The organism is Enterococcus massiliensis, assembly GCF_001050095.1.
GTDB classification, from domain to species: domain Bacteria; phylum Bacillota; class Bacilli; order Lactobacillales; family Enterococcaceae; genus Enterococcus_C; species Enterococcus_C songbeiensis.
In genome coordinates this window covers 47,987-72,163 of sequence record NZ_CVRN01000005.1, presented here as the reverse complement: position 1 = coordinate 72,163, position 24,177 = coordinate 47,987, and the positions used below count along the sequence as shown (strand labels likewise).

Below are 24,177 nucleotides of genomic sequence, written 5' to 3'. Positions count from 1 at the left end.
TTTTACCTCAACTCTTTAAATTCAGACAATATATCATTTTTATTTTTGAATAAGCGGACAGCTTTTATCAGTTCTCGTTTATTGTTTGGAATTGCTTGATAACACAAATAGCAATATTCATCGTAGATGTATGGAACTTTATCAACTGCTTCTTGACTATATCCAGCATTATTGCCAATTTTAGCGATATACTCGCCTAATTCATATTGTTCTTTAGTAGCATCCTCAAATTTTAGGGTCATGCGTGGGATCACCGCTTTCGTTGATTTTCAACATACTGTTTAATTGTTTGGCTAGATACATTTCCTGCGGTGGAAACGAAATAACTGCGTGTCCAAAGACTTGGCATAGCCTTCAACTCTGGAAACTCGTCACGCAAAATTCTTGAAGTTCCGCCCTTCACTTTTGCCATTATATCCACAGGACTATAAGGTGGGAGTGCATTTAAAAATAAATGACAGTGGTCTTTATCTGTTTCTAAAGCAATAATTTTAAATCTGTGAGTATCTGCTATTTGATGGACCAACTCTTTGAATCGCAAATCTAATTTCTGATTCAAAAAAATTTTTCGTCGATATCTGGAGCAAAAAACAAAATGATAGTTGATTAAACTTACTGTTGTCTTGGTTCTGCGATATTCTTCCATAAATTAATTGTAGCATATTTGTGTATGTTTCATTGTTAAACATACAGCTTTATACATCAAAAAAAGAAAGGATAGATTTAGGTCTTCGAGTCCTCAGCAGAGAACCCTCATACCTACTTCACTATCAGCCCACGATTAAAACCGTGGGCTTTCTCGTTCAGAAATTCTGTAATTCGATCTCTTTTCTTACCAAAAGTATTCTTTTCGCCACACATAGATATAGGAAAGCTGTTTGATACTTATTGCCAAAAGACCCAGCAACAATAAGATTTCGGTAGAGACTCGCTTGCCACCAGTGATTATTAATAAAAAAAGAAGAAAGCTAATAAATGCTTCGGTATAAGCAGATGAACGTAGGCTTGCCTTTTGACTGATTTTGGTCGTTCGTTCATCCTCAAACTCTTCTGTCACTCGCAACTCGGAAAATAAAAAAATTGATAAACGTGTAGTAAGGATTATGTTTTCGAGCATCCTTCACTCCTTTTAGTAACAATAAAATAGCAAAAATCAACAGGACTAACAAAATAGCCGCGATACCTAACATAAGACCCATAACCTGTGGGAATGAAAGATAGTTATTGATACTTTCTAGTTTGTTCAAAAGAACCCATGATCCCCCAACTACCCAGAAAAAAACTACTAAAAATAAATTTTTCCGTTGTATTCCCTTAATTGTCTCCATCAGTTTTCCCTCTTTTCAAACAAATCTTCAATTTTTAAATCAAAAACTGCCACCAAGTCCAATGCAAGCTCTAGAGATGGTACGTAAGAACCCTTTTCCATAGATATAATCGTTTGCCTCGAGACTTGAACTTTATCAGCCAACTCTGCTTGTGTCAGCCCTTGTTTTTTTCGTTGCTCCCTTACTGTATTACGGATTGGCACATTCTCAACTCCTAACATTCTACGCCGAATTGTAAAGTTAACTTTATTTTGATCAAAGTATAAAGCTTCTCTTTTGTAAAGTCAACTTTACTTATTAATAAAATTATTTTTATTGGAAATAAATTAGAGAAAGTCTTTGTGGTATCACAAAAAGTTTGGGATAATGAATTAAACCTATCTATTAATAAAGTGATAGCCTTTTGCTATTCTTTATTTTCACACCCCAACCAATGATGAAAGTGGTGTTACTTATGGAGAAATCTTTTAAACATGCAGAAGCAAAAATCAATGAATTAATGGCTGTTTTAGAACAAAATATTCTTGGTAAACCAGAAATTTTACGTCTAACGATCACAGCATTATTAGCTGATGGGCATGTGCTGTTTGAAGATGTACCTGGTGTTGGAAAAACGTTGCTGGCAAAAACGCTGACTCAAGCCATTCAAGCCGATTTCAAACGAATTCAGTTTACACCTGATTTATTGCCCAGTGATCTTTTAGGTGTTTCCATTTTTAATCGGCAAACCAATCAATTTGAATTCCATCAAGGACCGATCTTCACAACGATTCTTTTAGCAGATGAATTGAATCGAACGACACCTCGAACACAAGCAGCGCTACTGGAAGCCATGTCAGAAAAGCAGGTGACGATCGAATCAACTTCCATGCCGTTGAATCCGCATTTTTTTGTGATTGCTACCCAAAACCCATTGGAAAATGAAGGTACCTATCCTCTTCCTGAGGCACAACTGGATCGCTTTTTATTTCGCTTGAAATTAGGTTACCCAGCGACAAATTTTGAATTGCAAATGTTAGCGGGAACGACTGCTACACGTACTGTTGCTCCCGTTTTATCCCTAGAACAATTGACTGTTCTAAAACAAAATGTTCAGCAGGTCCATGTTGCTCCAGAGCTTTTACACTATGCGCTTCAGTTGATTCAAGCAACTCGGGTTCATCCTGAATTAATTTTAGGCATTTCTCCTCGTGCCGGTGTCGCTTTCATCCAGGCTGCAAAAGCTTATGCATTAACTTGGGGGCGATCCTATGTAATACCGGACGACCTACAAGCAGTTGTACCGGCGGTTTTTCATCATCGCTTAATTTTAAAAGATTTCTCTCAAAAACAAGTCGATCAAATCATCCGTGAAATCATTGCTCAGACACCCGTTCCAGTGAGGTAGCAAAATGATAAAAACGATTTTCCATTTTTTTCTACAAGTAGTGGTTCTATTCATCTTGGGACTCTATGCCTTTGGATTTAATTATTCTCTTGGCTGGTATCTCTTTTATTTCTACGGTTTATTTTGTTTCGTTAACTGGGTACTATGGCTCCTCCCCAGTCGTTTTCTCTTATTTTCTTTGAACCAAACAATTACCCATGTTCAAACCAAAGAAAAATTACCTATTCATTTCAATCAAAAACGGCATCTGTACTCACATATAACGATTAATGGCGAAAATATCGTTCTCGACAAACAGGAAATTTTTTATTTGTCTGTTTTTTTCAAATATAGAGGTACAGTCGATACTCTACCCCTCTCGTTAGAAATTCGTGATCTCACTGGCAAATTACGTCGAAGAAAACGATATTTGTTAAACACTGAGCTACTTATCTTGCCCAAACTAAACCTTGAGTACAGTCAGAATCTTTATGCATTTTTACTTAAAAAAGGATTGCTTCATGGAAAAGATGAATTTTCCTCAGAAATTGCTGACCATCGTAGTTATCACTATGGAGACCCGTTGAATCAAATCAATTGGAAGCTTTCTGCCCGGATGGAAGACCTTGTGACTCGAGAATTACTTCCGGAAAAAAATCAACCAATTCTTGCGCTTTTGTGGTCCGATTCAGAAGAGTTGCTTGGTTTATATTATTCCCTTTATCAGCAGCATAAAAACGATTTCCACTTTGTCCTTTGGTCTCAAAAAGGAGTCCTTTCTCAAAACATCCCCGCCAAAGAATGGGCAGATTATCATCGTGGAGATCCACCTGAAGCTATGCCAAAAAATCGAAGTATTTTGCTTTTCAGCGAACAAAAGGAGTCGACCAATTCGATCATTGACTGGTTACAGCAAAATAATTCAGTGACTCGAATCGAACAAAAAGAAAACCTTCAGATTCATGGGAAGAAACAAAGGTGGACTTTACCAAAGGTGGTGGCTGCCGATGACTGAATCGAGAGGAAAACGTTGGCTTTTTTCACTTTTTTCTTTTTTGCTGTTGGCTACTATGATAACTCCTTTTTCTAAAGCTAATGAATTTTCTCCAACATGGAGTTTATATCTCTTCTTATTTTTACTGCAACTTTTGCTCTCTCTTCCCTGGCGACTTTTACGTATCACCGGGACACTTGTACTGACTCTGTGGTTCTTGCGATTTGCGATTCCTGTAGCCCCTCAATTAGCTTTTCAAGCGTGGCTTTCTGCCTTTATTCGGCGTATTCAGAGTCACTTACAGTTGATTTACCAAGGAAATGCTTCCTACTTACATGTTGATTTAGCCCTTTTGTTTATGGTCAGTTTCTTACTTTTGTTAAGTTTATTGATCTTACGGTTTTATCGTTGGCGTTTTGCCGTATTCGCTACAATCAGCTACTTGATTTTATTGACGATTTTCAATCATCAAACTCTATTACTCGAAGGTGTCTTGGTTTCCATCAGCAGTTGCGGCTTTTTACTGACAGAAAAAAATAGCCAAAGAAAAAATTTCCGATTGCTACTCTTTTTAAGTCTTATCGGGGTGTTGGCTTTTACTTTTCCGATTGGTTTGCCACAAGTGCAAAAAGAAGTTTTTTTCTGGGGACAGCCCTTGCGAAATCGTATCAATCAAGCGGGTATTTTTGATGCGATCGCTGATTATGGAAGTGGATTGAATACACTGAAACGAAGTGGTTTTTCAGAAGACGATACCAATCTTGGTGGTCCGCTGGCAGATGATTTTACGGTTTTGTTTACGACAAAAATGACTGAGCCCAGCTATTGGCGCGTTGAGACTAAAACAAATTACAGTGGAAAAGGCTGGACAGATACAGGGAGTGACAGAGGAATTCCGGCTGATCCCTTCTCACTTTTTTCCTATCCAGAAACATTGGTGGAGGACAGTGAAACCATCAATATCTTCCCACAAGAAACATTGTCTTATTTACCTCTGCCATATGGAAATAGTCAATGGAATATTCCGGATTCATTAACCGATGTTCGTTACCAACGTGAAACGGAACATATCTCTTTTTCACCAACGAAAACGGAACAACAGTTATCCTTTCGTCCCCTTGAAAGACCGGAAACCATTCAAGAAGCAGCCCTTCCCGATGGTATGCAGATGTATACCCAGCTGCCTGATTCATTACCGGGTCGTGTAAAGGAGTTAGCGGTAGAAATTACGGAGGGGACTCAAGGTCAATTAGAAAAAGTTGAGGCTGTTCAAAGGTATCTTCGTGCCGGAGGAGGATTACGTTATTCCAAAATTGATGCAGAATATACGCCAGAAAATCGTGATTACGTAGATTACTTTCTTTTTGACACAAAGGTTGGTTACTGTGATAATTTTTCGACAGCTATGATTGTTTTGTTACGCAGTTTAGAGATTCCAACACGTTGGGCAAAGGGCTTCAATAGTGGAAATATCGTGGAAACAGAAGATGTCGCTGAAATCACGATTCGAAATGCCGATGCCCATTCTTGGCCGGAAGTTTATTTTACAAATTATGGTTGGCTGCCGTTTGAACCCACACCGGCATTTTCTGACGCCTTTTCTCAGGATCAGTCAGCTGATTCAACACTTCCGACTGCGGACGACTCTCCCTCAGAGTCGAGCTCCTTAAATACGACAACAATGGAAACGACTCAAATAAGCAGCAGCGACTTTACCCAAGAGACGCCTTCAAATGGACAAAATTATCTACGTCTTGCACTCTTCCTATTGGTTTCGGTGCTTTTGATTACCGCCAAATTTTGGCTATATTATCTTTTTTCCGTTGCGATTCGACTGCTTTCCTTTGATCGCGGCTACCGTTTGCTGCTCTTTTTATTTTCAAAAAGACTTCCTCGACAACCAGCAGAAACTCTAACTGTTTACAGCCAACGAACAGAAGCGGCATGGAAACTAAATGGCAGTTGGCAAACGGCAACCAATCAGTATGAGAATTTTCTTTACAACCATTCAAAAAATCCGACAACGAAAAATTTTCTTTTAGAAAGTTTGCACGGCCTATTCTTTTCAAAAAAGCAGCAATAACTTTCATCCATAAACAAATCCGATGACTGCTTCTCTTATCAATAAGAGCAACGGTCATCGGATTTACTTTTTGAAGCAGTTATTTGCGAGAATTTTCTTTTTTATCCTCAATTAATTTCACTTCTAAAAGTGGCATTGATTGAGAAATTATTTCCCGTGCGAAGTCGATATCAGTAATCCATTGATTGATCTGTTCCTCTTCGATCACTAGCGGCATCCGGTCATGGATTTGTTCTACTGATGCATTTGCTTCAGTCGTCAGGATAATCGATTCAGTCTCAAAGCCTGCTTCCTTCTTATGAATCCGATAAAAACCGGCTACATACAGCGTTTCTCCTTTTGAAAAGAAAAATTTTTCTTTCTCTTTCCACTCATAGAAGCCGCTCATGGGAAAAACACAGCGATTTTCTCGAAAATGTTTTGCAAAAGTTTTCTTTTCTTCCACTGTTTCTGATCGCGCATTGATCAATAGTTGCCCTTTGCGAAAGCCTTCAAACCCCCATCGGGTAATTCCAGCAACAACCTCTCCTTGCTTATTCGCCCCTAATGTAACGACGTGATTAGAAGGATAGATTTCTGCTAAAGATACCTCAACATCCTTTTTTCTACGTTTCATTGCCGAATCCCAATATGCCTTGAGTTTCTCGGAGTGTTTGTCAAAAAAATATCTTCCGCACATTTCTCATCACCCTTTCTATTTTCCTGTCGCTAATCTTTCTTTTATTTTACTATGCCTTCGAAAAGAAACCCTCTATTTTGCTTCATTGATTCCTTTTTTAGACAAACAACACCAACTGTCTAAATAGTCCCTGTCCTTCAGCCCGTATGTTTTGCATTCATTTTTAAGCAGGTCTATGCTTGTTTTATAGAAAGAAGGAATGAGTAACGATTCATGCAACACCCAGGTTTCATCAATTTTTTATTTTGGAGAGGAGCAATTCATCATGAAAAAGAAATTATTTGGCATTGGCTTAACAGTAGGTATCCTAGCATTAGGTGCAGCTTACCTTGCTAAAAAAACAGGCTTTTTCGAAGATGATAGTCACTTATACGATGAATATGAGTCTATCTAGTTTCTAAGAATGTCGGAAGTTAACAATGATGGAGGAATTAGTGATGAAAAAAAATAAAGCTATAATGATTGGTGCCGGTTTATCAAATATGGCAGCAGCTGTTTACTTGATTCAAGAAGGCAGATGGAATGGCGAACAAATCACCTTTTATTCTTTAGATGATCATGGTTCAAACGACGGAGCACCAACAGAAACAGTTACAGATGAATATTGGAATAAGAATCATCCGATGGAAAACCAAAAGGGTTATGTTGCCCGTGGCGGTCGGATGCTGAATTACCGGACCTATGTGGACTTAATGGATCTTTTGGATCGGATTCCTTCTGCAACCGAATCAGATATGACAGCGGCAGAAGACACTCGCGATTTTGATGCAAAACACCGCACCTTTGATAAAGCACGTCTATTGGAAGGCGGCAAAGGCATCATTGATGGTGGACATCTTGGTTTAAACAATAAAGATCGGATTCTATTGACGAAATTGATTGCTATGCCTGATTCCGAAGAAGAAAAGCTGGATAACCTATCCATTGCTAAATATTTTAAAGATGATCCTCACTTTTTTGAAACTAATTTTTGGTTTATGTGGGAAACAACTTTTGCCTTTCGTTTGCAAAGCTCTGCACAAGAATTACGACGCTACATGCATCAAATGATTTATGAATTCACTCAAATCGAACATTTAGTCGGTGTCAATCGGACTCGCTACAATCAATATGAAAGTATTATGCTGCCTTTAATCAATTATTTGAAAGAACAAGGCTGTAAAATTGTTTTGGATCGCTTAGTTACTGATTGGGATTTCAAGGAAACGACGATGCAAGATGAAATTACGGTGACTGGTTTGAAGATGCTGAATACCAAAACGAATGAAGAAGAATATGTTCCTGTTGATGAAGACACAGCAGTTATCTTTACAAACGGTTCAATCACCGATTCCGCAACACTGGGTGATTTTGAGCATGCAGCTCCTGAAAATATGGATTACGGTGCTGCCTCAAGCTTATGGAAAAAAGCCAGCGACCGTTTCTACAATTTAGGTAATCCCGATAAATTCTTTGCCGATCGCAATGCCAGTGAATGGGTCAGCTTTACTTTGACCACAAAAAATCATGTTCTTTTAAATGAAATCACTCGTATTACGACCCAAGTACCCGGAAATGCTTTAAACTCATTTGTTTCAACGACGCCAATTACGCCTCTTGGTCAAAAAGATGTCAACATGTCGATCGTTGTCCACCACCAACCACACTTTACAACGCAACAACCAAACGAAACGGTTATCTGGGGTTACTTCTTGTATCCTCGCCGTCGTGGTGAATTCGTGGACAAACAATACATCAAGATGAACGGAAAAGAAATGTTGCAAGAATTAATCGGGCAACTGTCAAAAGTCGATCCCGGTCCTGGAAATATTCGTGACAAAGAAGCAGAAATCATGGAAAGTGTCATCAATAATATTCCCGTTTACATGCCGTATGCTTCCGCATTGTTCAATAATCGAGCAAAAACGGATCGTCCAAAAGTCATTCCACAACATTCAACCAATCTGGCCTTTACCGGTGAATTTGTAGAACAACCTTATCAAATGATCTTTACTGAACAAAGTGCTGTCCGTTCCGGCGAGATTGCCGCTTACCATTTTGCCGGCATTCCAATGTCCCGCTTGGTACCAACGCCACGCTACGACAAAGATTTAAAAACCTTGGCTCGGGCTGCTAAGAAAATGTTTGAATAAGTTCTAAAGGCTAACGCCCTCAAAGGTAAAAAGTCCACTTTGAGGGCGTTTTTTTCCATTCTTTTTTGAAAGGACAGAAATAATAGCTATTGATTGTGTTTATTCCTTTTTTGTTCTATCATTTTAGTGATAGCGAAAGAAAGAGGTGGCTTCATGTTTTATTTAGATGAAGAAGACGAAAAAGAAAAACAAAGCAATGATCTTTCCAGTATTTACCGGAAAAAATTATTGGAACAACGAACTGTATTGATTTATGGTGAGATCACTCAAGAATTAGCGAAAGATGTCACTTCACAATTACTTTTGTTGGCAGCTTTAGCAGATGACCCCATCAATGTCTACATCAATTCTCCTGGTGGTCATGTGGAATCCGGTGATACGATCCATGACGTCATTCAATTTATCAAACCAAAAGTAAATATAATCGGTACTGGTTGGGTAGCGAGTGCTGGGATCACAATTTATTTGGGTGCTGAGAAAGAAAATCGCTACAGTTTACCAAATACCCGTTACATGATCCATCAACCAGCTGGCGGTGTTCAAGGACAATCGACAGAAATTCAAATTGAAGCCAAAGAAATCATTCGAACCCGTGAACGGATCAATCGTTTGATTGCGGAAGCTACTGGACAACCTATTGAAAAAGTTCAAAAAGATACTGATCGGAATTTCTGGATGACCGTTGACGAAGCAAAAGATTATGGCATCGTTGGTAAGATTGTTCAAACATCTGATGAGGTTGCAAATTAATCTTCATTCAAAAAAAGGTGCGGCAGAAAAATCTGCTTCACCTTTTTCTCATTTTATTTTATGGCATTGCCATCCATGTTGGTTCTAAAATGTTGCCATCCAAATCACTGACTTCATATCCGAGCATCGTCTCTTCAGGGATCGCTTCATTTGGTGCTGATTTATAATAAGAGCCCCCATTTTCTTCTGCTGTTTTCGCAAATTTACGGACCGCATCGGCACTTTCTAAACCAAAAGCAACTAAAGCTCCACTCATCTTTTGAGGGTCCATGACTTCTTTGTCGCCAATGAACTCTTTATAGTAATCTCGTGTCAGCAGCATCACCCAGAAATTATCATCCCAGACCATCCCACTTGCCCGTTCATCGGAAAATTCTTTATTTTGAGTAAATCCCAACTTCGTATAAAATTCTGTTGCTTTTGCTAAGTCTTTCACTGGAAAGTTTGCAAATACCATTGTTGCCATTTCCGTCACCTCCACTTTTATGCAAATATCATCTCACGAAAGCGTTTTATTTGTCAAAGTATGGGATTTTCCTTTAGAAAAAGGTAACTTTCTTCTACAGTACTATCCAATATCTTCTCATTAACTGCTTTTCATGATTCAACCGTTTATCCTCTAATCGTCCATAGTTCTTTTCAATGACTCTTGCTGAAGCCTGATTCGTTTCTTTACATGTCACTAAAATTCGTTTAATCCCATTTTTTTTTGCTTCCTGTAGACCGAGTGCTAAAACTTCTGTTCCATACCCTTGCTTCCGTTCGTCCGGTCGGATGGCATAACCGATGTGTCCGCCAAAATTCAGAAGATAGTCATTTAATCTTAAGCGCAGATTTAGCATTCCAATAATCTTTTGATCCTCATCAATTGCCAGAAATTGAATGCCGGGAACCTTTCCACTTGGTGTAGTAGGTGAACGTAATTGTTCTAGTGAAGTCAACCATTTATCAATCGATGGACTAGCAGCTAAATCACTGCTTCCTTCAATTTTATTCGTACCAGCAGGAAACGCTGCTTTAAAATTCCCGATTTCTTTTTTGTAGCTTGAAGTTGCTTCTACTAAGAAAATTTTTTTCACTACTATTCTCCTGCCTTTTCTCTACTTCACAACCGTCCATTCATCAATCGTTTTACCCTCAGCGTCCTTTAGTTCCAGCCAGCTATTTGTTCCTGCAAAATAAAGAAACAGCCCCACTTCATTGACGCTTTTTAAAATGATATCTTCTGTTGTCACAAAATTTTTGAATTTATCTGCATGCTCTGAACGAATCTTTTCCCCAAAACGTGCAGACATTCCCACAGAACCATCTTTATTAAGCGGTGCAACAGGCTTCATCACAGCGCCAGCTTTAATCAACATTTCATTCCGTTTTTGCCAAATAACAGTGGCTTTTGCCTCATAAGCTTCCACATAAAATTCTTTTTCACTCACAGCTTTGCTCCAGCGATGTTGCGCTTTTGCTGGTTTTTTCTTTGGTTTTGGCTTTAAAGTCACACCAAAACTATCTAACACAACTAAAATTGTATCAAGATAATTCATCACTAATTTTTCATGATTTGAAGGAATTTTTGCAGGTGTGTCCCGCTTTGTTAATTTTACGCCATTTTCCTCTGCGATTTGTGCTAATTTTTCAGAAAGATAGCCAAGTTCAATCTCTTCAGGGGGGAAAATTGCGACTGCTCGTTCGCCCTCCTTCTCCTCTGCCTTTTCTTCAATTTTTTCAATTGCAAAAACGATTTGATCCTTTGACCAAACAACAACGGCTGGTTGATCCAGCTTTAATTTATTAGCTTTCGTCAAAATCAATTTACCCAATTCTGGTAGTTCAATTACCGTTTGCTTATCTGTGAACTGGATTGTCGCCTTGATGTCCATCTCAAACTGCCTCCTTTTTCGAACAAACTGTTCAATAAATTTGAATTGCCTCAATTATAGCAAAAGAACCTTTTAGGCTAAACTGATTTGTCTTTTTCTATCCTTTAAAATCACAAAAAAGCAGCTCCATTTCTAAAAAAAGAAATAGAACTGCTTCCCTCAAAAAAATTTACCGCTCAACAATATACTTCTCAGTAAATCGTTTGCCTTCTTCTGTCGGCTTCACTTGATCTACCATATCAAAGAGAAATTGCTCCCCGCTTTCCGGATCCTTCACAATGACAAGATGGCCGTTGAGTTTTCGCTTAGAATATTCAATTTGGGCGGTGCGCATCAGTTCCTTTGTATCATAGTTAGAAGCTAATGCATTGCCAGCATTGAAAAATATTGATTCTTCCATAAAAAAACGTCCCTTCAATCTCTAAATGTGAATCTTTCTAATTTCAGTATAGCATAGGCTCTGGAAGACTTATATTTTCACGACTTGATTGTCTTGAATCAATAGTTGTTTCTCTGTCACTTTTTTCAAAAAATAGCGATCGTGGGAAACCACCAATAACGTTTCATTATACTGGGCTAAAATTTCTTCCAATTCTTCTTTCCCGTAGATATCTAAATGGTTTGTTGGTTCATCGAGAATCAGAAAATTGATTTTATCTTGCAGTAGATGCAAAAGATACAAACGCATCTGTTCTCCACCCGAAAGATCTTTGATTCGTTTATTAACATCTTCCGCAAAAAAACCAAAACGGGCAAGAGTTTGGCGGGCAATCTGCTCGTCAGAAATTTTTGTTTTCACGTAGGCTAAAATGCGCAATTCAGGTTTTTCAAAAGAAAGCTTCTGTGGTAAATAGCCAACTTTAATATTCGCTCCTAAACGAATCTCTCCTTCATCCAATGGTGTATCACTTAAAAGACACCGAATCAACGTACTTTTTCCACTGCCATTTTGTCCCATTAGAGCCACTCGCTCCTGACGATAAAGAGTGAATTGACTATCAGAAAACAGCAATTTTTCCCCTGCAAATTTACCGACATTTTTAGCAATCACTACTTCTTTTCCTGAACGATTTGCTTGGGATATTTGCTGCAGTCGCTGCTTAGGGGGTACTGGTGGTTTGATTAGCTGTGTCTTAAGCTTTTCAGCACGACGTTCAACTTCCTTTGCTTTGCGATAAAAATCATCATTGTCCGATTCGTTTGCCCACTGCCGATAACGTCGTGCCATCAAAACAAGCCGTTGAATCTCTTTTTGCTGCAGATCAAAATTTTTCTGGAGAGCTGCCATGCGTTCCCGTTTCAACGTAGCGTACTTGCTATAATTTCCAGGATAGCTGACCAGTTGCTCGTCTTCTATCTCTACAATGCGGTTTACAACGTTCTCCAAAAATGCACGATCATGGGATATAATCAAATAGGCTTGTTTCGTATGGCTCAAATAATTTTCCAACCACTGAATTCCTTCAAGATCCAGGTGATTGGTCGGCTCATCCAGCAAAAGCACCTCGGCATTGCCCACTAGAATTCGTGCCAGCTCAACTCTAACATGTTCTCCACCACTTAACTGCAGAAGTGAAGCTTCCGCTTTATGACCGATTCCCAGTCCTTTTAATGTCCCACTGATGCGGTCCTCCAAAGTATAACCGCCATTTTTTTCATAGCAGTCTTGTAACCGCCCGTACTGAATTAGCAGGCGCTCAATATCAGCCGCAACATCTGTCATTTGAATTTCTATTCGTTGCATTTCTTGCCTTAAGTTTTGCAGCTCATGGAAACTGGTCAATAAATACTCTTTTACTGTTTCTTTATTTCTTGTTAATTTTTGTGGGACAAAACCAATTGCCAATCCTTTTTTCCGAGCAACGACACCTTCTTGAATTCCTTCTGCTCCAGTTAGAATAGTCAATAAACTACTCTTTCCGCTACCGTTTATCCCTACCAAACCAATTTTATCTCCCGATTGAATCGTTAAATCCAACTTTTTAAAAAGCGGTGTAGTTCCAAAATTCTTTGTAACTTTGTTTGCTTGTATCAACATGTTGTCTCTCTCCTTATAGATCAGAGACCATAAAAAAAGGTCATGATAAACATCATGACCTCGTTATTTTATAAACGATTAGAAGATTGAAACGCTTCTCATGGTCACTGATCTCCTTCATTATTTGCGATTTTTTGGCAGACTGCTCCCTTGTTCGCATTTTTGAAGGTAAGATCATGACAAAAGCTGATGAAATAGCGAAGGCTAAATTCATTTGGCGTTATTTTTGACATGCAGACCATTGATTCGTTTCCCCCTCTCTGAAAGTTCCTTACTAGTGACAGTGTAGCAAAATTTTCCTAAAACCGTCAACAAAAAAAATGTCTAAATTTTCTCTCTCACTTTATTACTGACTGCTCCTTTGTTTTTCGATAAACAAAAAAGGAAGAGAGAAGACAAATTATGAACATACCAAGTAATAGCCCAACCAATGCACTCCAGGGAAACTCAAATTTAAAATACGGCAATTTTCGCTTCACCAAACTGCCAAAAAGTTGCAGTAGTGGTCGTCCAATCACTAACTGACTAAGTGTAAAAACAAACCAGTAAAACAGTCCTTCTGTCAACACCAATCGCCAAAGCTGACGTGATGTCAAACCGAGGATTTCCATCAAAATAAATTCTTTTCTACGGAGAATCAAATTTGATTGTAAAGTATTGAAATAGTTTAGCAAGCCGGCAAAAATCAAGACACTACAGACCACTAATAAAACAAATTGAGTGGATTGAGAATTATTTTTTTCTGCTTCAAGAGAATCAGAGTTGGCAAACATGCCAATCATATCTGCCTCTCCCATTTCTTGATTTGCTTTTTGAACTACATGGGTTAATTCCTGTCTGACTTGTGTTTCTGAGCCGCTTTTTTGCCATAAATCAAAAGAAAAATATTTGATTGGCAAAGATACTTTTTCGAAAGCTTTTTCTGTCATAATAAAATAATTGATGTCTGTTCCGTTTGATCCACGAGTAAATTTTGGAAAGGCAGCACTGGTATTATCCAAATAACCCGAACATTTTAATGCGGCTAACGGTTTCGTTTGTTGCAGCTTTGCATCTGGAACCGTGACAGAGAAAAAGTCAATCGGTTGTCCTAAGGTGTCTTCTGTCTCAACTTCCAATTGTTTAGATAATAGATGATGATGCAATAAAAATACCCCCTCTCCTTTTTCAAAGGAAGAAAAATCTGTCTGGTAGTCGAGTTGCTGCACATATTTTTTTAATTTTTGAACCGTTTTTGTATCCACAACCTGGATAGTGCCTGCGTTCGTGTTAAAGCTTTCTTGTTTATTTGCCAAATATCTAGGTGCTAACGCTGCTTGATTCTTCAAATCGATTTTTACATAACTGCCTTTGACTGCTTGAGATTTCTTATGATCAAAAAAAGAGGAATGCTTAATTTCACTGATAAGTGTCTCGGGTAAAATAGCGGATCTATCCGTAAAATTTACGGGTCCTTCCTTTTCACCCAAATAAAATGAATCAAAGAAACTAATAATGGTAAAATCAGGATTTTGCTTAATCTCATTTACGGTATTTGTTCCCTCTATCAGGACAAATCCACCCAGTCCAACAAGACTGCCCAAAAAAAGAGAACCAATCGTTACCGCAAATTTTCTTTTTGAGCGTAGTGCATTTTTTATTCCCATCGTAAAAATAGATATCCCCCGTTTGTTGATTTTTGCTTTCTTTTTTCCAGAGGGAACTTCAACAAAATGTAAGGCATTCAACGGAGACATGACTGCAAGCTTACTCACAACATGCCCCGTCGCCAACAACAGCATTCCTGCCACAGCAAGCAAAGTAAAAATCAGTAACAGGGGGTCTCCCATCACGAACTCTTCAATCGAACCAAAACCCGTCAAGTAGAGTTTTTTCAAAACTAACGGCAGCATTAATGAAACTGCCAAGTAAGAACCAATTCCGCCGATTACTTCTCCAATCACTAAATTTTTTCCCGTTTGATAAAAAATAATTTTTAGCAACTGTTTATTTGTCGTTCCCAGTACCTTCAACAATCCGTACTCTCGAAGCTGGCTGTCCAAACTGATAGATAGCAGATTATATAGAAGAAGATACATCGCAAACAAAATAATCAACGATATAAAAAAAGCGATTCCATAGCTCCCGAATATCCCATTCACTGCTTGTGTTTGAAAGTCAGTCATCCCAACGATTTGTTGCGTATTATTGACCATTGGCAACTCATTGTAGAGTCGTTTTTCGATGGCTTCACCTGTATAATCACCCTGTTGCATAACTAACAAATTAGCTGGAAATAAAGCAAGGTGATGTTGGGTCAAATACTCTTCCGAAACAAATCCTTGAGGAAGCGTTGTTGAAGGATCTGCGTATTCCTGATAACTCCCCGACAACAAAAAATTCTGTGTAGTCGTCCTTGTCTCGAGTTGAAACGTCAGTTGAATTTTTTTACCAATACTGTTTTTCGAAAGTCCTAATTGTTGCAGAATTCGGAGAGGTAGCATAATTTCATTCGCTTTTTCCGGATATTTTCCGTGAAGATTTGTCATTGCAGGAAGTTTCATTTTTTCATAAACTGTTTGATCTAGATACACCAACTCACCAATTGTGTCTTTTTTCAATGTAATCTTGCCAAACTTTTTTTCTATCCCTACTGCTGAAAGATAGGTCATTTTTTTTAATTGCTGCACTTGTGCTTTGCTGCCATCTTCGATTCTCACAGAAGCAACAGAACCGGCAGCTCGCGCAGTCACTAAATAATCCGTTTGAATTTTTCCTTTTCCCACAGAAAATGCACTGTAAATTAGGAAAATTGCTGTAATAATTGTACCAATCAACAAAAAGTTTTTTCGGCGATTTTTATGATAATAGGCATTACCTATTTGGCGAATAGCTTTCCCATTATTATTTCTGAATCTCACACCTGCCACCTGCTGTCTGACACGATTTTCCCATCTTCAATTCGAATCATTCGCTGCGCTAATTGCGCAACTTCTTCATCATGAGTCACTACGATTATCGTTTGTTGGAATCTTTCGGCTAATCTTTGTATCAGTCCCATCACTTCCATACTGTTCCTCGAATCTAGATTTCCGGTCGGTTCATCCGCCAAAATAATCGCCGGTTTAGTAATCAACGCCCGCGCAATAGCCACTCTTTGCTGCTGTCCTCCTGACAAAGTATTCGGCATCCGATCAAGTTTATTCGTCAAGCCCAGAATTGAAACAATGGTCTCTAAAAAAGAGTGGTCTATCGCTACTCCATCTAGATTTAGCGGTAAAACGATGTTATCGTAGACATTCAATACTGGCAATAAATTATAGTTTTGAAAAATAAATCCAATATTGCGGCGCCGAAAAATCGTTCCTTCATCCTTTGTCAGCTTTGCCAAATCTTGTTGATAGATTTGTATCTCGCCCTTCGTTGGTAAATCAATTCCTCCCAATAAATTCAGCAGTGTAGATTTCCCACTACCGGAAGAACCGACAATTGCGATAAATTCTTGAGAAGCAATGGTGAGATTAATATCTGTTAGAGCACTCACCTTGGTTTCATTTTTTCCATAGACTTTTGAAAGCTGTTTAATCGTTACAATCGTTTCCAATTTTTATTTCCCTCCTTTACCTTCTATTTTACGGACTAAATCTAACAAAATGGTTACAAAAAAGCTTCAACCTAAAGATTGAAGCTCCCATTTGGTAAATAAATGCTCACGTCTAGTCCTGGATTTTTTCGTTTTACCTTAATGAACCCATCATGTTTTTTGACGATTTCCCGTGTCAAATAGAGACCTAAACCAAACCCCGGTTGATTTTTAACCTTGTTTCCCCGATAATAACGCTGAAAAATCAAATTTTCTTCCTGCTCCTGAATGCCAATTCCTTGATCTTCGACAGTAATTGCTGTAAACAGCTCATTGACTTTTAGACGGATTGTAATACTAGATTTTTCAGGTGAGTATTTAATACTGTTTTCCAATACATTCACAATGGCTTCTTTCAGCCAATTTTTATCTGCCATTATTGTCGGTGTATCTTCAACAGACTTTACTTGTAGTTGTAACTGTTTTTCTGTGATTTGAGGATAGACTTCACTAACGGATTCTGCAATGATTTCAAGCAAGGACTCTTCATTTTTTTTGATTTGAATTATTTCATTTTCCAACCGGGCAGATAAAATAAATTTTTCCGTCAAAAATCTAATCGTTTGGCTCGTATCTTGTAAAATAGCAAGATAGGCATCTTTTTCTGTTGCTGAACTGCTTTTTTTTGAAAGCAGTTCCAAGTACAGTGTTAAGTTAGCCAATGGTGTTCTCAGTTGGTGGGCGATGTCAGATACTTGTTTTTTCACTGCTCGATGTTCCTTTAACAAATTATGTTGAGCATGATTATTAATTTCCTGTAGTCTAAAAATTTGAGAATTAATTTTAGCAATTAGTGACTCTTGGTTACTTTCAGAGGGATGAAAAGGTTGCTTCATCATCAATTTTTCTAATTGTTGAGAAATCTGTACCAATTCACCTTCAAATTTCCGCCGAATCAAGCTGAAATAAATGATACCTGCCGAAAGAAAAAACAAGTACAAAAGCAACCACCAAATTTTTCCAAGATCAATGAAAAAAAACAAAAAGATACTTGCAAAAATTAGCAACATTCCTTCAATCAATCGCTCTTTTTTCATTTTTTCAGTCTCCAAACGTGTAGCCTAGACCAAAGATATTTTTGATATAGCACGGATCAGCAGGATTGTCGTTGATTTTTTTTCGTAATCGATTAATGGTTACACTAACCGTATTTTCTCCCACAAAATTGCCATCAATATCCCAAACTTTCCGAAGCAACGTTTCCTTCGTTAAAATCTTTCCTCGGTTTTGTACCAAAACAGCTAGTAGTTTATACTCTTTTGCAGTCAGCTTGATCTCTTTATTTTGAATGAAAGCCTTCTTTTTTTCCAAATCGACAGAAAGGTCCTGATAACGAATGATTGCTAAATCAACAGATGTACGTTCCAAAATCGCTTGGATTTTTCGTTTCAAAATTTCGGGATTAATTGGCTTTACAATATAATCGATGCAACCCACATCATATCCTTCCAATATATCTTCTTCTTCATCTTTTGCCGTCAAAAAAATAATTGGGCATTTTTCTTCACCAAACCATTTGGCAAAAGCAAATCCCGTTCCGTCAGGCAAAATAAGATCTGACAAAATTAAATCGAAAGAAACGGATGCAGCCAATTTTTTTGCCGTCTGCAAATCAGCGGCACTTTCTGTTTGATAACCAGCATCTCTGAAAAAGAGACAAAGTGCCTGATTCAAACGCAAATCATCTTCAATAATCAGTAGGGAAGGCATTTTACTCAGCTCTTTTCATTTCTTTTATTATATCAGGCGGAAAAATTTATTGACGGAAAAACACTACATTCTTTTTTTCGACAATAAATTAATTGCTAGATTTTAAGCGATTCATTCCAAAACCGGTAATTGAACTAATTAGTGAAAACAGTGGCGACAATAGACTGAAGAAAACAAACGGTAAATAAGTCAGTGTCGGTACGCCAAAGGTTCCTGCGACAAAACTTCCCGCAATTCCCCACGGTATGAGATAGTTGATGACCGTTCCGCCATCTTCTAATGCACGGCCTAATACAGTCGGGTCATATCCCGCCTTTTTGTATACTTCTTTAAACGCATTTCCTGGTAAAATCACTGATAAGAATTGCTCACCAATAAATAAATTGACACCAATACTTGCCATTAAGGTAGTAAACATCAAGCGGACCGGACTATTCAATTTTTCTGCAATATGATTCATTACTGTCGTTATCAGTCCGAATTTCATCAATAACCCGCCCAAAGACAGAGTCAGAATAATCAATGAAACAGTTGGCATCATACTTTCAATGCCTCCACGACTCAATAATAAATCAATCTGTTGATTTTTCGTATCGGAAGTAAATCCCGATTCAATGACTGTCGCAATTTTTTGGATGCTTGTTTGCGGATTTTGAATGAACACCATGACAATTGCGACGACAATATTCAGTAAAATCGTCACGATTGCCGGCAGTCGCTTCCACGCACAAAAGAACATCAAAAATAACGGAAATAATGCCCAGCCCGAAACAACAAATTGTTCTTCCAAAACCTTTGTCACTGTCTTTACTTGTTCTAAACTGGCGGAATGATCGCTCTGCCCTAAAACAACATACAGAATAAATGAAAGTACAAAAGCTGGAACAGTTGACCACATCATGTGCTTGATATGTTGGAATAAATCTGCTTCAACAATTGCTGCGGCCAAATTGGTGGATTCTGACAGTGGAGACATTTTATCGCCAAAAACAGAGCCTGAAACGATGGCACCAACAACCAATGCTTCATTCAGTCCTAGCGTAACACCAATTCCGAAAAATGCGATTCCGATCGTAGACATAACAGTAAACGCACTACCCACTGCGCTACCAACAATGGCACAAACGACAAAGATCGATGGAACAAACCATTGCACACTGATTAAACGAAAACCATACACCATTAAAGTTGGAATGATTCCCGCTTGAATCCAAACGGCGATCAAAGCACCCACTAAAATAAAAATCATAATTGGAATAATTCCTGGTTTAATCCCTTCAATGATTCCTTGATGCAACAAATCAAAAGAATATTTTTTGATTGCCGCATACAACATCACTAACGCAATCGAAAATAAAATTGCAACATTCGGGGAAATCCCAATACCAATTACCCCCACCGCAATACTAACCACGATTAAAATCAACATAAGACTTGCTTCAATCAACGATGGCTGAACTTTTTTCTCCATATTCATTCTCCTCTTTTTTTATCAATAAGCCTCAGAAAACACCAAAAAGAGACTCATCCTCAATTTAAGGACGAATCTCTCCGCGGTACCACCTTATTTAAAAGTATTGCTACTTTTCACTCTTCTATTTAACTGGATAAAAGCGATTAGTGTACTTCACAAAAACAGACTTGATCGATTCTCAGCACCCATCGACTTTCTGAACAAAACATCTGCATGCTACTGCGCTAATGGCGGTGTTTCTTCAACAACTCGGCTAACTTGGTGCTATTATACACCAGATAAATAGGTTAAGCTACTAAAGCTTTTATAAATAGTCCCCAAATACTGTATATTTTTTATTATACTAATTGGTCGAGATCATATACGAATCCATTTTCATCGCTCAGTCGTTTGTAAAATTCTCCACTTTTTTTGATTGTTCTTTTTTGGCTTGACAAATCCAAGGAAACTAATCCATAACGATTTTTATATCCATTAATCCAAGACCAGCAATCAATAAAAGTCCAAAGATGATAACCTTTGATATTACAACCTTCATCAATTGCTTTCCATAAGTAAGCTAAATGGTCCTTAATAAAATCGATTCGATAATCATCGATGACTTGTCCTTTTGAATCCATAAATCTTTCTTCATTTGCTACTCCCATGCCATTTTCCGAAATAAAAGATTCAATATTATTATAATTATTTTTTATATCCATACACAAATCATAGATACCTTTTTCGTAAATTTCCCAGCCACGATATTCATTCATTTTTCTACCTGGCATGATATGATTCTCAAAAAACCATTCTGGTAAAAATGGACTCTCTGGATTAACAGCAGTTAAACGTGCCTTAACTCGACGAGGTTCATAATAATTTAATCCTAAAATTTGAGCAGTGTTCTCTTTAATTATTGCTAAATCTTCTATTTTGTAATCTTCAGGCAACTGTTGATACTTTTCTAAAAGATTTACCAATTCTTTCGGAAATTCTCCTTTAACCATCGGATCAAGAAAGCTACGTGTATAAAACAAGTCAGCAATTTCGGCCGCTTTGATATCAGCTGGGTTTTGGCTTCTTGGAAAAGTAGGACTCAGATTTAAAATGACGCCAATTTTACTACTTAAATCATATTTCTTAAAAGCTTGAATTGTTTTTGCATGAGCTAAAATGGTAAAGAACGCTGCTTGTGCTCCCTTTTTAAAATCAACAATGTTAGGATAATGAAAATCCTCTAGATAAGATCCTAGAATTGGTCCCAAGGGTTCATTAAAGGTAAACCAATGATATACGAGATCTCCAAATTCTTTAAAACAAGTATCTGCAAAATTGACATAAGCTTCAACAACTTCTCGGGATTCCCAACCACCCTTATCCTGCAATTTTGCTGGCATATCAAAGTGATACAGGTTTGCAAAAATCTTGATATTGTTTTGCTTCATTTCAGTAAACAGTTCACGATAAAAAGAAATAGCTTTTTTATTCACTTCCCCAATACCATCAGAAGGAAACATTCTTGCCCATGAAATAGAGACCCTAAAAGAATTATGTCCAGTTTCTTTCATTAGCTGCACATCTTCTTTATATCTATGAATATGATCTGTCGTGATTTCTGAACTCACACCTTGATAAAATCTATATGGCTGTTCTTTATACCATCGTTCCCAAACTGTCTCTGCTTTACCAGTTTCTCCTCTACCTTCTGCTTGTTCCGCTGACCATGCTGATCCCCACCAAAAATCTTTTGGAAAAGTTACTTTTGTTAAATTCATTATTTATTTACCTCCCAAATCTTTTTCTAATCATACCACCTCTTCTTGAAAAAGAAAACTCTTTTATAAAAAGTTATATATCTTTATTTAATTAGTATACATTATTATAGATAACTGCAGCGGAAATGTGTTAAAATATATATACTACTATAGTTTTAAAGATGGAGGAAAGAAAATGAAGAAAATACCACGATACATGGAGGTCTATCTTGATATTAAACAAAAAATAGCATTGGGAAAATTTAAAGTTGGAGAAAAATTACCCACTGGAGACGCATTGTCAGAATTATATAATACAAGTAAGCTGACGGTAAAAAAAGGAGTAGATCTATTGGTTTCGGAAGGATTAGTCCGAAGTCGAAGCGGCTTTGGTACAGAAGTTTTGCGAAAACCGATAGATAATTCAAAGGTATTTGGCCCAAATGAAGGACTGTTCGATGTTATGGGAGAAGAACATGTCGATTCAGAGATACATACCTTCTCCATTGAACTACCTACTGATAAGGTAGCAGAAATGCTTAATATAGACTCAAAAGATTATGTGTATAATATTATTCGTAGTCGATTTATTGATCATTTACCGTACTCTATAGAGCAAACATTCATGCCTTTAACGATTATTCCCGGTTTAGAGCCAAAACATCTGAAAAAATCAGTGTATTCCTATATCACAAATGAATTAGGACTTGAGATAAAGTCTTCTCATATCTGGATCAAAGGTGATACAGCAAGTGAATTTGATGCTCGAATTTTAGATATCACTCCTGGAGACTTCATGATTGAAGTAGATAAGGTGGTCTCCTTATCCTCTGGAAATCCTTTTGAGTACTCTCTTTCCAGACATATTTATAAAGATTTTATCTTTGAAGCTGTCTTTGTAGAAAAATAGCTTTTTCTTCCCTATTCTCTATTCCCTCTGATTAAAGATATATATATTTAATAAAAGGAATTTACTTTTATAAAAAGATGATGTATTATCTATTTGTGAAAGGAAATCGATTACAAAAATGAAGAGGGGAATTTTGATGGACAGAAGTAGAAAAGATATTATATTTGAAAAGTTTGGGATAATTGCAACAAAACTAGGAAACCAAATTCACTTACGAACATTGAGAGACGCATTTGCTACATTTATGCCATTTATGATGTTAGCTGGTTTTGTAACACTAATTAATTATGTTATTTTAGAACCGACTGGTTTTATGGGAAAGCTAATTAATCCAGACACATTAACAACTATTCAACAAATCGGCATTTCTATTGGCAATGGTACTCTTAGCATTACAACATTACTGATAGTTGCCTCTGTTTCTTATCATATGTGCATCAGCAGAAATTATACAAATCATATCGCGGCTGTGTTAGTAGCTATCTCAACCTTTATCGTACTTACTCCAATGAAAATGATGTTCACACCTGAAAATGCTCAAAAAGTTATTGAGGTTACCGGTGTTATTCCCGTAACACATACAGGTGCCTCGGGCATGTTTGTCGGAATTTTTGTTGGTCTTTTAGCAACTGAATTGTTTATAAAATTATCTAACAACGAAAAATTGCAAATTAAGTTATCCGGAAACATACCACCAGCTGTATTAAAATCTTTCAACGTCCTTATCCCAATAATGATTACTGTAACGTCATTTGCTATCTTATCTTTTATCATTAATTTATTATTCAACATGGACGTAAATAAATTAATCACAACTATCATCACTGGACCACTGAGCAAAGTAACAACCGGTTTACCAGGATTTCTTTTGATTACTTCAATCGCAAATTTATTCTTTGGTTTTGGAATCCATCAAGCGGTTATTTCTGGTTCATTACTTGATCCTTTCTTGATTCAAAACATGCAAGAAAATATGGCTGCTTATGCAAACAAAGAAGCTATCCCTCACATTATTAATATGGCATTCAAGGATACCTTCGCAGTTATGGGGGGCTCAGGCAATACTATTGCCTTATTGATAGCTATCTTCATTTTTAGTCGTCGAAAAGATTATAAAGATTTTGCTAAGTTATCCGTCACACCAGCAATCTTTAATATCAGTGAACCAATTATCTTCGGTTTACCAATTGTTTTTAATATAAGCTTAATTATCCCATTTGTGATTGCACCCATCTTTTCTCTAATTGTTGCCTACTTTGCTACTGCAATCGGACTAATAAATCATGTCGTAGTACAAATTCCATGGACAACACCACCCGTAATTTCTGGCTTCTTGTCAACAGGTGGAGATTGGCGTGCGGCAGTATTACAGGTGTTGATTATCATTGCAAGTGTCTTTATCTACCTACCATTTCTACGCATAGACGAAAAAGTGACATCAAAAATGAGTGAAGAAAATCTGAAAAGTGAATAATAGC

General features: G+C 37.4%; 24 protein-coding genes. 8 read left to right on the top strand and 16 right to left on the bottom strand.

The window, feature by feature from the left end; genetic code table 11:
* Window positions 1-2: 2 nt before the first annotated feature.
* The 4 genes from BN1875_RS03385 to BN1875_RS03365 form a co-directional block, all read right to left on the bottom strand.
* Window positions 3-242, bottom strand: a complete 240-nt coding sequence (locus BN1875_RS03385; RefSeq protein WP_048603461.1) for a hypothetical protein — start codon at window positions 240-242, stop codon at window positions 3-5.
* 8 nt (window positions 243-250) lie between these two features.
* Entirely contained in the window at window positions 251-646 is a 396-nt protein-coding gene (gene tnpA, locus BN1875_RS03380; RefSeq protein ID WP_048603460.1) for an IS200/IS605 family transposase, read from the bottom strand.
* A 186-nt stretch (window positions 647-832) separates the two neighbouring features.
* Complete coding sequence (locus BN1875_RS03375; protein ID WP_147570565.1) at window positions 833-1,117, bottom strand: DUF2178 domain-containing protein; 285 nt, start codon at window positions 1,115-1,117, stop codon at window positions 833-835.
* A gap of 210 nt (window positions 1,118-1,327) precedes the next feature.
* Window positions 1,328-1,525 (bottom strand): helix-turn-helix transcriptional regulator, encoded by a 198-nt coding sequence (locus BN1875_RS03365; protein WP_048603706.1) that lies wholly within the window; start codon window positions 1,523-1,525, stop codon window positions 1,328-1,330.
* Between the two features lie 257 nt (window positions 1,526-1,782).
* On the opposite strand from BN1875_RS03365, the gene BN1875_RS03360 reads away from it, so the two are divergent.
* Genes BN1875_RS03360 through BN1875_RS03350 form a run of 3 tightly spaced genes read left to right on the top strand, consistent with a single transcriptional unit; the run spans window position 1,783 to window position 5,771 of the window.
* Window positions 1,783-2,715 (top strand): AAA family ATPase, encoded by a 933-nt coding sequence (locus BN1875_RS03360; RefSeq protein WP_048603457.1) that lies wholly within the window; start codon window positions 1,783-1,785, stop codon window positions 2,713-2,715.
* A 4-nt stretch (window positions 2,716-2,719) separates the two neighbouring features.
* Complete coding sequence (locus BN1875_RS03355) at window positions 2,720-3,709, top strand: DUF58 domain-containing protein (RefSeq protein ID WP_048603456.1); 990 nt, start codon at window positions 2,720-2,722, stop codon at window positions 3,707-3,709.
* Window positions 3,702-5,771, top strand: a complete 2,070-nt coding sequence (locus tag BN1875_RS03350) for a transglutaminase-like domain-containing protein (RefSeq protein ID WP_048603455.1) — start codon at window positions 3,702-3,704, stop codon at window positions 5,769-5,771. Before BN1875_RS03355 ends, BN1875_RS03350 begins: the two co-directional genes overlap by 8 nt.
* Before the next feature lie 79 nt (window positions 5,772-5,850).
* Here the strand turns inward: BN1875_RS03350 and BN1875_RS03345 are convergent, their stop codons facing one another.
* Window positions 5,851-6,450 carry an SOS response-associated peptidase gene (locus BN1875_RS03345; protein ID WP_048603454.1) on the bottom strand — a complete coding sequence of 200 codons (600 nt, stop codon included), beginning with the start codon at window positions 6,448-6,450 and terminating at the stop codon, window positions 5,851-5,853.
* Between the two features lie 265 nt (window positions 6,451-6,715).
* Here BN1875_RS03345 and BN1875_RS03340 point away from each other — a divergent pair, with 265 nt between their 5' ends.
* From BN1875_RS03340 to BN1875_RS03330, 3 genes are all read left to right on the top strand, one after another.
* Complete coding sequence (locus BN1875_RS03340; protein ID WP_048603453.1) at window positions 6,716-6,844, top strand: hypothetical protein; 129 nt, start codon at window positions 6,716-6,718, stop codon at window positions 6,842-6,844.
* A 43-nt stretch (window positions 6,845-6,887) separates the two neighbouring features.
* A complete protein-coding gene (locus BN1875_RS03335; protein WP_048603452.1) occupies window positions 6,888-8,582 on the top strand; it encodes an oleate hydratase in 1,695 nt (564 codons plus the stop codon).
* 153 nt (window positions 8,583-8,735) lie between these two features.
* Window positions 8,736-9,332, top strand: a complete 597-nt coding sequence (locus BN1875_RS03330) for an ATP-dependent Clp protease proteolytic subunit (RefSeq protein ID WP_048603451.1) — start codon at window positions 8,736-8,738, stop codon at window positions 9,330-9,332.
* A 58-nt stretch (window positions 9,333-9,390) separates the two neighbouring features.
* Here BN1875_RS03330 and BN1875_RS03325 read toward each other — a convergent pair whose 3' ends face one another.
* From BN1875_RS03325 to BN1875_RS03275, 11 genes are all read right to left on the bottom strand, one after another.
* Window positions 9,391-9,798: a VOC family protein gene (locus BN1875_RS03325; protein WP_048603450.1), complete on the bottom strand. Its 408-nt coding sequence runs from the start codon at window positions 9,796-9,798 to the stop codon at window positions 9,391-9,393.
* Window positions 9,799-9,892: 94 nt separating this feature from the next.
* Window positions 9,893-10,411, bottom strand: coding sequence for a GNAT family N-acetyltransferase (locus BN1875_RS03320; protein ID WP_048603449.1), 519 nt, complete (start codon window positions 10,409-10,411; stop codon window positions 9,893-9,895).
* A 21-nt stretch (window positions 10,412-10,432) separates the two neighbouring features.
* Window positions 10,433-11,209: a hypothetical protein gene (locus tag BN1875_RS03315; RefSeq protein WP_048603448.1), complete on the bottom strand. Its 777-nt coding sequence runs from the start codon at window positions 11,207-11,209 to the stop codon at window positions 10,433-10,435.
* 169 nt (window positions 11,210-11,378) lie between these two features.
* On the bottom strand, window positions 11,379-11,609 hold the full coding sequence (locus tag BN1875_RS03310; protein ID WP_048603447.1) for a hypothetical protein: 231 nt from the start codon (window positions 11,607-11,609) through the stop codon (window positions 11,379-11,381).
* Window positions 11,610-11,678: 69 nt separating this feature from the next.
* Window positions 11,679-13,247: a ribosomal protection-like ABC-F family protein gene (abc-f, locus tag BN1875_RS03305; RefSeq protein WP_048603446.1), complete on the bottom strand. Its 1,569-nt coding sequence runs from the start codon at window positions 13,245-13,247 to the stop codon at window positions 11,679-11,681.
* A 338-nt stretch (window positions 13,248-13,585) separates the two neighbouring features.
* The gene (locus BN1875_RS03300) at window positions 13,586-16,147 is read right to left on the bottom strand and encodes an ABC transporter permease (RefSeq protein WP_048603445.1); all 2,562 of its coding nucleotides are present in this window, start codon (window positions 16,145-16,147) and stop codon (window positions 13,586-13,588) included.
* Complete coding sequence (locus BN1875_RS03295; protein WP_048603705.1) at window positions 16,144-16,821, bottom strand: ABC transporter ATP-binding protein; 678 nt, start codon at window positions 16,819-16,821, stop codon at window positions 16,144-16,146. The genes BN1875_RS03300 and BN1875_RS03295 overlap by 4 nt, the downstream gene beginning before the upstream one ends.
* A gap of 80 nt (window positions 16,822-16,901) precedes the next feature.
* Entirely contained in the window at window positions 16,902-17,906 is a 1,005-nt protein-coding gene (locus BN1875_RS03290; protein ID WP_048603444.1) for a sensor histidine kinase, read from the bottom strand.
* Between the two features lie 4 nt (window positions 17,907-17,910).
* Complete coding sequence (locus BN1875_RS03285; protein ID WP_048603443.1) at window positions 17,911-18,579, bottom strand: response regulator transcription factor; 669 nt, start codon at window positions 18,577-18,579, stop codon at window positions 17,911-17,913.
* An 88-nt stretch (window positions 18,580-18,667) separates the two neighbouring features.
* A complete protein-coding gene (gene nhaC, locus BN1875_RS03280; protein ID WP_048603442.1) occupies window positions 18,668-20,050 on the bottom strand; it encodes a Na+/H+ antiporter NhaC in 1,383 nt (460 codons plus the stop codon).
* 341 nt (window positions 20,051-20,391) lie between these two features.
* On the bottom strand, window positions 20,392-21,810 hold the full coding sequence (locus tag BN1875_RS03275; RefSeq protein WP_048603441.1) for a glycoside hydrolase family 1 protein: 1,419 nt from the start codon (window positions 21,808-21,810) through the stop codon (window positions 20,392-20,394).
* A gap of 175 nt (window positions 21,811-21,985) precedes the next feature.
* Here BN1875_RS03275 and BN1875_RS03270 point away from each other — a divergent pair, with 175 nt between their 5' ends.
* Both BN1875_RS03270 and BN1875_RS03265 read left to right on the top strand, forming a co-directional pair.
* On the top strand, window positions 21,986-22,699 hold the full coding sequence (locus tag BN1875_RS03270; RefSeq protein WP_048603440.1) for a GntR family transcriptional regulator: 714 nt from the start codon (window positions 21,986-21,988) through the stop codon (window positions 22,697-22,699).
* Between the two features lie 136 nt (window positions 22,700-22,835).
* Window positions 22,836-24,173, top strand: coding sequence for a PTS sugar transporter subunit IIC (locus BN1875_RS03265; RefSeq protein ID WP_048603439.1), 1,338 nt, complete (start codon window positions 22,836-22,838; stop codon window positions 24,171-24,173).
* The last annotated feature ends 4 nt before the right edge of the window (window positions 24,174-24,177 follow it).